General features: G+C 66.6%; 17 protein-coding genes and 1 pseudogene. 12 read left to right on the top strand and 6 right to left on the bottom strand.

Annotation, left to right across the window (positions count from 1 at the left end; translation table 11 throughout):
- The coding region (locus tag HYV93_13090; protein MBI2526905.1) for an error-prone DNA polymerase at positions 1 to 423 on the top strand (423 nt) is incomplete at its 5' end.
- Positions 424 to 490: 67 nt separating this feature from the next.
- On the opposite strand, the gene HYV93_13085 is transcribed toward HYV93_13090, so the two are convergent.
- Positions 491 to 691, bottom strand: a complete 201-nt coding sequence (locus tag HYV93_13085) for a type II toxin-antitoxin system VapC family toxin (GenBank protein ID MBI2526904.1) — start codon at positions 689 to 691, stop codon at positions 491 to 493.
- A 190-nt stretch (positions 692 to 881) separates the two neighbouring features.
- Positions 882 to 1,121, bottom strand: coding sequence for an AbrB/MazE/SpoVT family DNA-binding domain-containing protein (locus HYV93_13080; GenBank protein MBI2526903.1), 240 nt, complete (start codon positions 1,119 to 1,121; stop codon positions 882 to 884).
- Between the two features lie 79 nt (positions 1,122 to 1,200).
- Here HYV93_13080 and HYV93_13075 point away from each other — a divergent pair, with 79 nt between their 5' ends.
- The 4 genes and pseudogenes from HYV93_13075 to HYV93_13060 all read left to right on the top strand — a co-directional run bounded on the left by HYV93_13075 (position 1,201) and on the right by HYV93_13060 (position 3,437).
- Positions 1,201 to 2,142: a phage integrase N-terminal SAM-like domain-containing protein gene (locus HYV93_13075; GenBank protein ID MBI2526902.1), complete on the top strand. Its 942-nt coding sequence runs from the start codon at positions 1,201 to 1,203 to the stop codon at positions 2,140 to 2,142.
- Positions 2,143 to 2,439: 297 nt separating this feature from the next.
- Positions 2,440 to 2,584 (top strand): annotated as a pseudogene (locus tag HYV93_13070) (tyrosine-type recombinase/integrase).
- A 266-nt stretch (positions 2,585 to 2,850) separates the two neighbouring features.
- Complete coding sequence (locus HYV93_13065) at positions 2,851 to 3,108, top strand: AbrB/MazE/SpoVT family DNA-binding domain-containing protein (GenBank protein MBI2526901.1); 258 nt, start codon at positions 2,851 to 2,853, stop codon at positions 3,106 to 3,108.
- Positions 3,093 to 3,437, top strand: a complete 345-nt coding sequence (locus HYV93_13060; protein ID MBI2526900.1) for a type II toxin-antitoxin system PemK/MazF family toxin — start codon at positions 3,093 to 3,095, stop codon at positions 3,435 to 3,437. The genes HYV93_13065 and HYV93_13060 overlap by 16 nt, the downstream gene beginning before the upstream one ends.
- A gap of 70 nt (positions 3,438 to 3,507) precedes the next feature.
- Here the strand turns inward: HYV93_13060 and HYV93_13055 are convergent, their stop codons facing one another.
- Together HYV93_13055 and HYV93_13050 are read right to left on the bottom strand one after the other, a co-directional pair.
- Positions 3,508 to 3,897 carry a type II toxin-antitoxin system death-on-curing family toxin gene (locus HYV93_13055; GenBank protein MBI2526899.1) on the bottom strand — a complete coding sequence of 130 codons (390 nt, stop codon included), beginning with the start codon at positions 3,895 to 3,897 and terminating at the stop codon, positions 3,508 to 3,510.
- Entirely contained in the window at positions 3,894 to 4,088 is a 195-nt protein-coding gene (locus HYV93_13050; protein MBI2526898.1) for a DNA-binding protein, read from the bottom strand. The genes HYV93_13055 and HYV93_13050 overlap by 4 nt, the downstream gene beginning before the upstream one ends.
- 156 nt (positions 4,089 to 4,244) lie before the next feature.
- Between HYV93_13050 and HYV93_13045 the strand changes: the two genes are divergently transcribed.
- The 5 genes from HYV93_13045 to HYV93_13025 all read left to right on the top strand — a co-directional run bounded on the left by HYV93_13045 (position 4,245) and on the right by HYV93_13025 (position 6,472).
- Positions 4,245 to 4,454 carry a type II toxin-antitoxin system HicB family antitoxin gene (locus tag HYV93_13045; protein MBI2526897.1) on the top strand — a complete coding sequence of 70 codons (210 nt, stop codon included), beginning with the start codon at positions 4,245 to 4,247 and terminating at the stop codon, positions 4,452 to 4,454.
- 2 nt (positions 4,455 to 4,456) lie between these two features.
- On the top strand, positions 4,457 to 4,681 hold the full coding sequence (locus HYV93_13040) for a type II toxin-antitoxin system HicA family toxin (GenBank protein ID MBI2526896.1): 225 nt from the start codon (positions 4,457 to 4,459) through the stop codon (positions 4,679 to 4,681).
- A 144-nt stretch (positions 4,682 to 4,825) separates the two neighbouring features.
- Positions 4,826 to 5,284 carry an SRPBCC family protein gene (locus tag HYV93_13035; GenBank protein ID MBI2526895.1) on the top strand — a complete coding sequence of 153 codons (459 nt, stop codon included), beginning with the start codon at positions 4,826 to 4,828 and terminating at the stop codon, positions 5,282 to 5,284.
- A gap of 160 nt (positions 5,285 to 5,444) precedes the next feature.
- Complete coding sequence (locus tag HYV93_13030; protein ID MBI2526894.1) at positions 5,445 to 5,942, top strand: methyltransferase domain-containing protein; 498 nt, start codon at positions 5,445 to 5,447, stop codon at positions 5,940 to 5,942.
- Positions 5,943 to 6,097: 155 nt separating this feature from the next.
- A complete protein-coding gene (locus HYV93_13025) occupies positions 6,098 to 6,472 on the top strand; it encodes a cupin domain-containing protein (protein MBI2526893.1) in 375 nt (124 codons plus the stop codon).
- A 314-nt stretch (positions 6,473 to 6,786) separates the two neighbouring features.
- On the opposite strand, the gene HYV93_13020 is transcribed toward HYV93_13025, so the two are convergent.
- Together HYV93_13020 and HYV93_13015 are read right to left on the bottom strand one after the other, a co-directional pair.
- Complete coding sequence (locus tag HYV93_13020) at positions 6,787 to 6,960, bottom strand: hypothetical protein (GenBank protein MBI2526892.1); 174 nt, start codon at positions 6,958 to 6,960, stop codon at positions 6,787 to 6,789.
- Positions 6,961 to 6,965: 5 nt separating this feature from the next.
- The gene (locus HYV93_13015) at positions 6,966 to 7,391 is read right to left on the bottom strand and encodes a MerR family transcriptional regulator (protein MBI2526891.1); all 426 of its coding nucleotides are present in this window, start codon (positions 7,389 to 7,391) and stop codon (positions 6,966 to 6,968) included.
- Positions 7,392 to 7,809: 418 nt separating this feature from the next.
- Here HYV93_13015 and HYV93_13010 point away from each other — a divergent pair, with 418 nt between their 5' ends.
- Positions 7,810 to 8,805, top strand: a complete 996-nt coding sequence (locus tag HYV93_13010; GenBank protein MBI2526890.1) for an ABC transporter substrate-binding protein — start codon at positions 7,810 to 7,812, stop codon at positions 8,803 to 8,805.
- Positions 8,806 to 8,994: 189 nt separating this feature from the next.
- Entirely contained in the window at positions 8,995 to 9,672 is a 678-nt protein-coding gene (locus tag HYV93_13005; protein MBI2526889.1) for a cyclase family protein, read from the top strand.
- Positions 9,673 to 9,748: the final 76 nt, after the last annotated feature.

The following is a 9,748-nucleotide window of genomic DNA, read 5'->3' as shown; positions in this document are numbered from 1 at the left end:
CTCGTGGCCGACTACACGGGCACCGGCCTCACCCTCGGTCCCCATCCCGTCGAGTTCCACCGCCGGCGACTGTCCGCGCTCGGCGTGGCCCGCGCGACGGATCTGCCCGGCTTGCCCTCGGCCCGTCCGGTGCGCGTGGCGGGCGCGGTAGTGGTGCGCCAGCGCCCCGGCACCGCCAAGGGCTTCGTCTTCCTGAACCTGGAGGACGAGACCGGCCTCGTCAACGTGATCGTGCGCCCGGCCCTGTTCCGGCGCCACCGCCCGACCATCGTGGGCGAGCCCTTCCTCATGGTGGAAGGCGCCCTCCAGCACGAGGACGGCGTCATCTCCGTCCGCGCCGAGCGCCTCTGGCCCCTCCGCGACCGCCTCGAGGTCGCTCCCGCCAGCCCGGAGGAGGGCCCGCCCTCCCACGACTTCCGCTGACTACTTCGCCGGTCGCGCGCCGGCCAGGGCGCGTCGCCTCAATCCTGCTGTTCGGCGGCCCGCGACGTCAGACCCAGTTCTCGGTCCTGAGTCCCGCGACACGGCCGAAGTGCTTGCTGTTATTGGTGACGAACGTCAACCCCAGCGACAGCGCATGGGAAGCGATGAGGGTGTCGAACGTCCCGATCGGCTCGCCGCGGCGGGCCAGTGAGGCTGCGACCGCGGGGAAGCGATCGGCTGCGGGCTGATCGAAGGCGACAACCGCCACGGTCTCCAGGTGCTGATCAGGCCGTGAAGCTTGCGGGATCGCCTCACCTCGGCGCCGAAGCGCAGCTCCGCGAGCGTGATCGAGCTGATGCAGATCTGCGAGGGCCGATGCTCAAGCAGCCGCGCCGCGACCCGTCCCTGGCCACGGAGGGCAAAGCTCACCGTGTCCGTGTCGAGCATGTACTGCGCCATCAGGCGAGCGGGTCACGCAGATCCCGGAGCTGCCGCTGCTTCGGGCGAGGGATCGGCCCGGGCCAGGCGCCCAGGCACGCGCGGAACTTGTCCGGCCACTCGTCCGCCTCCTCGAGGATGACGCGGCGGCCTTCCCGGCGCACCAGCACCTCGCGCTGGGCAGCGAACCGGCACTCCTTCGGGAGCCGGACCGCCTGACTGCCACCATTTCGGAACAGCTTCGCGCGAGTGGCCTTCATGGCATCAGTCTAGACTCGCGTCTCGACGTGATCAAGCGTCGTGTCTCCCCGTGGATACAGCGGGATCGCCGTTGCCAGGATGGGGCCCACGCGCTATAGTCGGCGGGACCCGACCGAGAGAGGAGCCCGCGCCATCGCCTTTCGAGGCTCGCTCGCGCTGCTTGCGTACCCGGTCGGAGGCCGGCCATCACGGGCCCTCGCGGTCCGCGAGTCCCGCCCTCCAGAGGCGCCGAAGCCCCGTCTGCCCGATCGTGTGCGCGCGGCCATCCGGGGCCGCCACTACAGCCTGCGCACCGAGAAGGCCTACGTCCACTGGATCCGCCGCTTCATCGTCTTCCACGGCAAGCGGCATCCGGCGGAGATGGGCGCCGCCGAGGTCACGAAGTTCCTCACGTCCCTGGCGGTGGACGGGCATGTCGCCGCCTCCACCCAGAACCAGGCGCTGAGCGCGCTCCTGTTCCTCTACAAGGACGTACTGGAGGTGGATCTGCCGTGGCTCGACGGTGTCGTGCGCGCCAAGCGCCCGGTGCGGCTGCCCGTCGTTCTCACCCGCGACGAGGTCCGTGCCGTGCTCCAGCGGCTCGAGGACGTCCCCCGGCTCATGTCTTGCCTCCTGTACGGAGCCGGCCTGCGGGTGCTCGAGTGCTGCCGGCTGCGCGTGCAGGACGTGGACTTCGCAACCAGTCAGATCACCGTCCGCGGCGGCAAGGGCGACAAGGACCGGGTCACCATGCTCCCGGCCATGGCCAAGCCCGACCTCGTCCGCGTTCGCTCACGATGGGTCGACCGGATCTTGTCAGTCATCATCGTTCCTCCGTGCCGCTGGCTCGGCCTGAACAACGATCCCGAGGAGCTGGACCACCAGCTGCCGGCAGCGCTGCCGAGCCTCCACGGACAGTCGTGCCTCTCGATCGGCCACGGGAAAGAGCAACTGACGTTGGCGGTCGGGCTTCGGTGTCCGCTTGCGCATCGGTCCCTCCTGGGATTCGTATTACGCAAGCGTCCTCCCGAGCCCCAGTGACGGACAAGCCCTGGGCGTCGAGCAGCCTCCGCAGGCTGCGAAGCGCAGCGAGGCCGATCCGCGGGCGATCCTCGGCCGGAAGCTGGTCGCATGCCACCGGGTCCAACATCCACCGAGGAACGGCGATCTGCCCTCCGTCTGGCAGGCGGATCACCACGATGTCATCGTGAGTCCGGCGCAGTGTGCGAACGAGATCGACCGAGGAAGCGAAGAAGGGATGGTAGCGGTAGCAAATTCGAAGCCCGGAGGATTCATGAGCAGTATGCGGACCGATTGCGGCACTCGTTCGCCACCCACCTGCTGGAGGACGGCCACGACATCCGGACCGTTCAGGAAACTCCTCGGCCACCGAGATGTGTCCACCACCATGATCTACACCCACGTCCTGAACCGCGGCCCCGCCGCGGTGCGCAGCCCGGCCGACCGGCTGTTCGCGCCGTGACGCGCCCGGCGGCCTCTGCGGGCAAGTGCGCCAAGATACGCTGCAGGATCTCGCAGCCTATCTCGGCATGGTCACGTCCTCCTGAGCCCTCGCAAGGTCGCGGAAGAAGGGAGTTGGATGCCGGCCAGGCACGTCGCGGGCCGAAGGGACTACACGGACCGGCCTCGCAGCGTCTGCCTGAATACACAGACCAGCCTATCCGAATTCTCGTTCGCCCGACGAAGGCGGCTTGCTACGGGGGCGTGCCGTAGCTACAATGTGGCCACATGACGACCAGGACCCGCATCGTTCGCATCGGCAACTCCCGTGGCATCCGCGTTCCGAAGATCCTTCTGGACCAGGCGCAGTTGCCCGACGAAGTCGAGCTGCACGCCGAGCCGGGGAGGCTCGTTGTCCAAGGTGTCCGGCGCCCCCGAACCGGCTGGGCGGAGGCAGCACGCGCCATGGCCGGGGCGCGCCACGATCGCCTGCTTGACGCGCCATCGCCGACCCGCTTCGACGGAGAGGAATGGGAGTGGCGGTGACGCGGGCTGGTCGAGCCCGTGGCGACGTCCACCTGGTTCGTCTCGACCCCACGCTTGGCAGCGAAATCCAGAAGACTCGTCCTTGTCTCGTTGTGTCACCGGACGAACTGAACGAACATCTGCGCACCGTCATCGTGGCGCCAATGACGACGGCCGGGCGCGCCTATCCGTGGCGCGTGCCGTGCCGGTTCCAGCGCCGGTCTGGGTTCGTCGCTTTGGATCAGCTGCGGACCGTCGACGCGGAACGCCTGGTACGTCGCCTCGGCCGCCTGGAGCCGCAAAGCATCACCACCATCCTCCAGCGACTCCAGGAGATGTTCGCCGAATGAGGCGGTCGAACTTCAGGATTCACCCGACGGCCTTCGGCCGCGGGTGATCCTGGGCGTTGGACAGCAGCAACTACGAGAGCGGCTTGAGATGAAGACGAAGGCAGGCGGTCAGCTGCGCCCGGTCGACCCGGCCGGCGGCAAGATCGAGCATGAGGCGCTCCTGGTCATCGATAGGCGCGTCGATCTCGCTGCCGTTGAGGACGAGAAACGTCTCCATAGCCGCGTGCCCGACGCGCTTGTTGCCGTCGACGAACGGATGGTTCTGGACAAGCGAGAAGCACAATGCCGCGGCCTTCTCGATCAGAGTGGGATACAGGTCGGCGCCACCGAATGTGGCCTTGGGTTGAGCGGTGGCGGAGTCGAGAGCGCCGAGGTCACGGATACCGGGCGCGCCGCCTGTTGCCTCGAGAAGGCGGCGGTGCAGGTCGACCACCTCCCCGAGAGTGAGATAGCGCATCAGGCGAGGCGGCGGTACAGTTCCTCGTTCTTGCGGAGGACGTGCTCGGCGGCGGTCCTGAACTCGCCGTCCGGGGTTGCTAGCAGGTCGGCGATCACGGCGCGAGCGAGATCCTCCGGGGCGAGCCCGAGACGCTCAGCCTCGCGGCGGAGTCGTTCGGCTTGGGCAGGCGACAGGTCGATGGTGAGCTTCATACGCGTACTGTACCGCACCGGGCTCTGTCCAACAACACGCTTCAGCGGACCGGGGCTCACTGCGCTCGCTCCGGCCGCTGAGCGTGAGCGTTGGGCCGACAGCGGACACGATTCTGGCGAGCTACGGAGTATGATTGATCGGAAGGAGTTTGAACGATGCGCACCTTCAACATCGTAGTTGAGCGAGATCCGGACACGGGCCTGTACGTGGGCTACGTGCCGGGCTGGCCAGGCGCCCACAGTCAGGGGGAGGGACTCGACGAGCTGCGGCGGAATCTTCACGAAGTCGTCGAGATGCTCCTCGAAGATGGCGAGCCGAAACTAGAGTCCGAGTTTGTCGGTATCCAGACGATCCAGGTGGCGTAGCGGTGGGGTCGGTCCCGGTCCTCAAGCCGCGCGAAGTGGTCACGCTGCTTGAGCGGCTCGGATTCTCGGGCGTGCGTCAGCGTGGGTCACATCGACAGTTCAGGCATGCCGACGGGCGCGGAACGACTGTCCCCTTCCATCCTGGACGAGACATCTCACCAACGTTGCTGCGGAAGATCGCGCGCGACATCGGGATTACGGTCGAGGAACTACTTGATCGTCGCTGAGAGTCATATCAGCGGTCCAACTTCGGCGTTCAGCGGACCCGCGGCCAGAGCGCCGCGCGCCGCTGACGCCGCTCGTTGGACGGCACGATATGGCCATCCGGTCGGCGCGTTGCTCGTCTCGCTAGCACGCGCTAACGTTCGCGCATGAACTCGACTCGCATCAGTCGTCAAGTGAAAGCGCCGCGCGCGACAGTCTACAGCGCGCTTGTCGACGCGGACGCGATCGCTAAGTGGAGGGCGCCGGACGGCATGACCAGCCAGGTGCACACGTTCGAGGGCCGCGAGGGTGGCAAGTTCCGAATCTCCCTCACGTACGACGGGCCGACCGGACTAGGCAAGACGACCGCGCACACCGATACGTACCACGGCCGTTTCGTGAAGCTGGTGCCGAACGAGCGGGTCGTCGAAGTGGTCGAGTTCGAAACGGCAGACCCCGCCCTGCGCGGCGAGATGACGATCACGATCGCGCTCGCCGATGCAGACGGCGGCACCGAGCTGCTCGCCGTGCACGACGGACTGCCGCGTGGCCTGTCGCCCACCGACAACGAGACAGGCTGGCGAATGGCGCTCGCAAAGCTCGCCGCGCTCGTTGAGGCGGACTAGAACACGCGCGGGCAGCTTCGTGCCGTCGAACAAGCCGTTGGATGGCAATCGAAGTATTCGCCTGATGCGCGCGGTCACCCGGCAATGACGGTTGGAAAGCGTCTCCCGATGCGCGTTTGGTCGTCCTCGGGGCAGCCTCGGGAGGCTGGGTGGCATCACCATGGGGCGCATGAATCGCGAGATCGCCGCCTGGGCCATCGACCTGCTCGGCGTCCACCCGAGCGACCGAGTACTCGAGGTGGGATTCGGACCCGGTGTGGGCATTGAGCTGCCAGCCAAGTTGGCGTCGTCGGAGCGTGTGGTTGGTGTCGATTACTCCAAGGAGATGGTCGAGCAAGCCGTGGTTCGAAACGCGAAGGGGGTTGAAGCTGGTCGGGTCGATCTTCGAGAGGGATCTGTCGAGCGGTTGCCATTTGAAGACGAAGCGTTCGATAGTGCGCTGGCGGTCAACTCCATGCAGGTCTGGCCAGATGCCCTGGCTGGGCTGCGAGAGATACGGCGGGTCATGAAGCCTGGCGGTAGGATAGCCCTCGCCTTCACCCGACACTCTGGGCAGCCGAAGAACGAAGTGGTTGGTGCGCTGACGGCGGCCAGCTTCTCGGAAGTCCAGGTGGCGGACACGGACGACGGCTTCTGTGTGCTCGCGACCAAGCCCTGAAGGAGATGGAAAAGGGATGCCACCCAACAGCGCAGTAGAGCGGCCGGCTGGCTCGCGTTCGCTCGCCGCCGCCGCTCACCGCAGCGTTGGGCCGACAAAGAGCGCGCGGGACGACAATGACGCCTCACGCACCCGTCTGTGGTGGCGGGGACCATATGGGCAGTGAAGCGCCATACTCGATCAACCTCGACGCGCGGTACGCTCCCCTGGAGCTCGTTGACGTTCAGGCACTCGTCGACGCCTGCAGGGACTCCTGGTACAACCAGACGCTGTGCCGAGTGAACGACTGCGTCGTGCGGCTCGGCGTCATGCAGGGCGAGTTCCACTGGCATAAGCACGACGAGGAGGATGAGTTCTTCTACGTGGTCGAGGGGCGCTTCGTAATTGACCTGGAAGGCCGGACGGTCGAGCTCACACCCCGACAAGGGTTTACGGTTCCCAGAGGGGTGATGCATCGGACGCGCGCTCCGGAGCGAAGCGTGATCCTCATGATCGAAGGGGCCGGGGTCGTACCAACCGGCGACAAGTGAACGGCCGCCCGCCCAACATCGGGCGTTCGGCGTCAAGCGGGTTGCGATGCGACTAGAGTGCAGCGTGTGCGTTGTACGAGATTGGGCGGCGAGTGATGAGGCGTCTCGGTTCTTGCACGGATGCCGGAGCCCACTCACTGGGCCGTCGAGGTGGACGGGGTCGCGGTCGGCGGCATTGGTGTGGACCTCGGCGAAGGCGTCTTCGTCAAGTCAGGTCAATTCGGCTACTGGCTGGGCGAGCCCTAAGGCGCCGACTGTGGAGGAAGCGGGTCAACCGCGCGTGGTCCGCAATCGCGCGGCTGACCCGCCGCCAGTCAGATCCTCGCCAGCTGGCCCGACTGAATCAGGTCAACGAGCCGGTTCCACTCGTCCTTCTTGAGGACGGCGAGGTTGCCCGTTTCCCCGATCCGCACCTCGCTACCAGCGATCTCTACATCCGGGCACTGGCCGCAGCCGGCCGGGCACAGGGTCACTTTGTAGTTCGCCATGGTGGTCACCTCCCTCCCTTCACGACTGTCAGATGTTCGATGCAGGGACAGACAGCGGCAGAACGGTATCGTCGGGACGGCCAGGACCGTAGCAGCCCGCGAAGCTGCCCACGCACTTCTGCCAGGTCCGTGAGCGCCTGTTCGATGTTCTCGAGCTTCACGCGAACGAGGTCCAGGACGTGCTTGCATGGCGCTCGACCTGACCGCTTGAGCGCCACGATGCGCTTGATCTCGTCCAGTCGGAAACCGAGGCGCCGCGCTTGCGTGACGAACCCGAGGAGCGCCAGCGTGTCGGGGCCATACACGCGGTAGCCCGACGCGGTACGACGCGAGGGCGGAAGGATGCCGGCCTTCTCGTAGAGGCGGAGCGCCTTCCGGCTGACTCCGCTCTTCGCCGCTACTTCCCCGATCAACAGGCCATCGCGTGCCATGGGAGCAGCGTAGACCCTGCCCCGTGGGGTAAGGTCAAGCGGATTCTGCACGCCGGTCGAGGGGCCTTGACAGCCAGCCCCGCCGGCTTCTAGCCTGCCTGGGAACGGCCCTGGCCTCGCCGGGCCGGAGGCGGGAGGCGGCTCACCGAGTGCGATGGTGATGGTCGAGCGCGACAGCCGCCCAGACCCTCCAGCACGCGCTCGCGACCCATCTGCCGGACGACGGCCATGACGGCCGGCCCGCCCGGAATGCCTGGGGCACCGAGACGTGCGGAGCACCATGATCTGTACCCGGGTCCTCAACCGGGGGCCAGGCGCCGTCCGGAGTCCGGTAGTGGACCGGATGTTCCTGTCGTGACGCCAGGGCGGAGGGGATGGGCCAGGAATGGAGACTCCAGCGGTTCCAGGGAGGCCGATTGTGAGCAAGATTCCACGCAGAAAGATCGTGCTGACCGGCGCTGCGCTACTCGCAGTGCCGCGGGTGGCCTTTGCGCAGAAACAGACCAAGATCTGGCGCATCGGCTTCCTCACCAATGGCACCGTCAAGTCCAGCCAGGGGCAACTCGATGCGTTCGTGCGCGGCCTGGGCGAACTCGGGTACACCGACGGAAAGAACGTCATCCTCGAGCCGCGCTGGGCCGAGGGAAAACTGGACCGGCTCCCCGCGCTCGTCGCCGAGTTGCTGGCGCGGAAGATTGACCTGTTGTTCGCGCCATCGGGTGTCGCTGCGCAGGCTGCCAAGAGGTCCGGTACCACGATACCGATCGTATTTGCGCTGGCACCCGATCCGGTAGGCCAGGGGTTCGGCCAGAGCTTCGCGCATCCCGGCGGGAACATGACGGGCTTGACCAGTACCCATACCGAGCTGTCGGCCAAGCGCATGGAATTGCTCAAGGAGGCGTTCCCGAGGACCAAGCGCATCGCCGCTCTGTATTTCTTGGCCCCATCGGCAGCAGGCGTGGCGGAGCAGCTGGCAGAAACCGAGCGCGCGGCGAAAGTTCTCGGCGTTGCACTCGTGACGGAGGAGTCTCCGCGAGTGGAGGATTTCGATCGCGCGTTCGCGAGCATCCGGACACGGCGCCCCGACGCGCTCATCGTCATCGAAAATCCGCTGTTCTTTACCAACAGGGTGCGCCTCACTGAGTTGGCGGCGGCACTCCGAATCCCGGCGATCTACAATGTCTCGGAATATGTCCATGTCGGCGGCCTGATGAGCTACGGCGCGAGTTATGCCGATCTGTGCCGGCGCGCGGCCGCTTATGCGGTCAAGATCCTGAATGGGACTTTGCCGGGTGACTTGCCGATCGAGCGGCCGACGAAATTCGAATTGGTGATCAACGTGAAGACCGCCAGAGCCATCGGCCTCACGATCCCCCAATCAGTGCTGCTACGCGCCGACGATACAGTCAGATAGTGCGTCCCGACTCAGGTCAAGATCCGCGCTTCCGGTTTGGCCGGTTCTGGCCGAATGCGAGCATTTTCCGCGATCTCGCCGCGCTCGCTCGCACTCCGGCCGCGGAGCAGGACAGGAGTAGCGCTCGCGTGAGGTGAGCCTGGCCCCAGAGGCCCGGGAAGGCCGTGAACCCGAAGGAGGGAACGAGCGATGGCGCTAGTCGACCTCAGTGTGCTCACGTCGCCGACGATGGGGGTGCCGCCGGCGCTTCGTAGTAATCGGCCGAAGCTGGAGACCGTCGTCCGGCCCTCGACGCAGAGCCAGGAGATGGTTCGCATCGGCTTCATCCGGAATCTCTGCATCCACACGGGCACGCACGTCGACGCCCCCTGCCACGCGCTCACAGGGAAGCGGGAGATCGCCGAGGTCGAGCTCGACCGCCTCGTCGGCGAGGCCGTGGTGCTGGACCTCGGCGAAGTCGCGGCCAACGAGGCGGTCGATCGCGGGCACCTCGAGGCGGTCGGGCGCGACGTGCGAGGAGGTGACATCGTCGTCCTCTACAGCCATTGGTCGGAGCGGCGGTGGGGGCACGACGACTACTGGACGGACTCCCCGTACCTCACGCTGGACGCAGCCCGGTGGCTCGTCGCCCAGCACCCGCGGGCCATCGTATTCGACTTCTTTGAGGAGTATGACGCACGTTTCGCTGACTTTGATCCCATCGGCTTCAAGGTGCACCGCGAGATCCTGGGCCACGACGTTCTGATCGTGGAGCACGTCGTCAACCTGCGCACTCTCCCACGGCGCGGCGCTCAGTTCTTCGCGGCGCCCCTCAAGCTCGACGGCATGGACGGCAGCCCCGTCCGCGCGTTCGCCCTGGTTCCGTGAAGGGATCCAGCCACGTTCGGCGGACAAGAACGCGCCCACCGGAGTGGTACGATCGGTGCATGGCCAGGTCGGCGCG

It is taken from the genome of Candidatus Rokuibacteriota bacterium (assembly GCA_016188005.1).
GTDB lineage: Bacteria > Methylomirabilota > Methylomirabilia > Rokubacteriales > CSP1-6 > UBA12499.
The sequence above is the reverse complement of the archived record's forward strand: the minus strand, read 5'-3'. Positions and strand labels throughout refer to the sequence as shown.

Excerpts from the sequence above, each read along its gene's own strand:
- HYV93_13065 (MBI2526901.1), top strand. The coding sequence starts at position 2,851 with ATGACGACCAGGACCCGCATCGTTCGCATCGGCAACTCCCGTGGCATC.
- HYV93_13045 (MBI2526897.1), top strand. The coding sequence starts at position 4,245 with ATGCGCACCTTCAACATCGTAGTTGAGCGAGATCCGGACACGGGCCTG.
- HYV93_13075 (MBI2526902.1), top strand. The coding sequence starts at position 1,201 with ATGGGGCCCACGCGCTATAGTCGGCGGGACCCGACCGAGAGAGGAGCC.
- HYV93_13050 (MBI2526898.1), bottom strand. The coding sequence starts at position 4,088 with ATGAAGCTCACCATCGACCTGTCGCCTGCCCAAGCCGAACGACTCCGC.
- HYV93_13020 (MBI2526892.1), bottom strand. The coding sequence starts at position 6,960 with ATGGCGAACTACAAAGTGACCCTGTGCCCGGCCGGCTGCGGCCAGTGC.
- HYV93_13025 (MBI2526893.1), top strand. The coding sequence starts at position 6,098 with ATGGGCAGTGAAGCGCCATACTCGATCAACCTCGACGCGCGGTACGCT.
- HYV93_13080 (MBI2526903.1), bottom strand. The coding sequence starts at position 1,121 with ATGAAGGCCACTCGCGCGAAGCTGTTCCGAAATGGTGGCAGTCAGGCG.
- HYV93_13030 (MBI2526894.1), top strand. The coding sequence starts at position 5,445 with ATGGGGCGCATGAATCGCGAGATCGCCGCCTGGGCCATCGACCTGCTC.
- HYV93_13060 (MBI2526900.1), top strand. The coding sequence starts at position 3,093 with ATGGGAGTGGCGGTGACGCGGGCTGGTCGAGCCCGTGGCGACGTCCAC.
- HYV93_13035 (MBI2526895.1), top strand. The coding sequence starts at position 4,826 with ATGAACTCGACTCGCATCAGTCGTCAAGTGAAAGCGCCGCGCGCGACA.
- HYV93_13015 (MBI2526891.1), bottom strand. The coding sequence starts at position 7,391 with ATGGCACGCGATGGCCTGTTGATCGGGGAAGTAGCGGCGAAGAGCGGA.
- HYV93_13005 (MBI2526889.1), top strand. The coding sequence starts at position 8,995 with ATGGCGCTAGTCGACCTCAGTGTGCTCACGTCGCCGACGATGGGGGTG.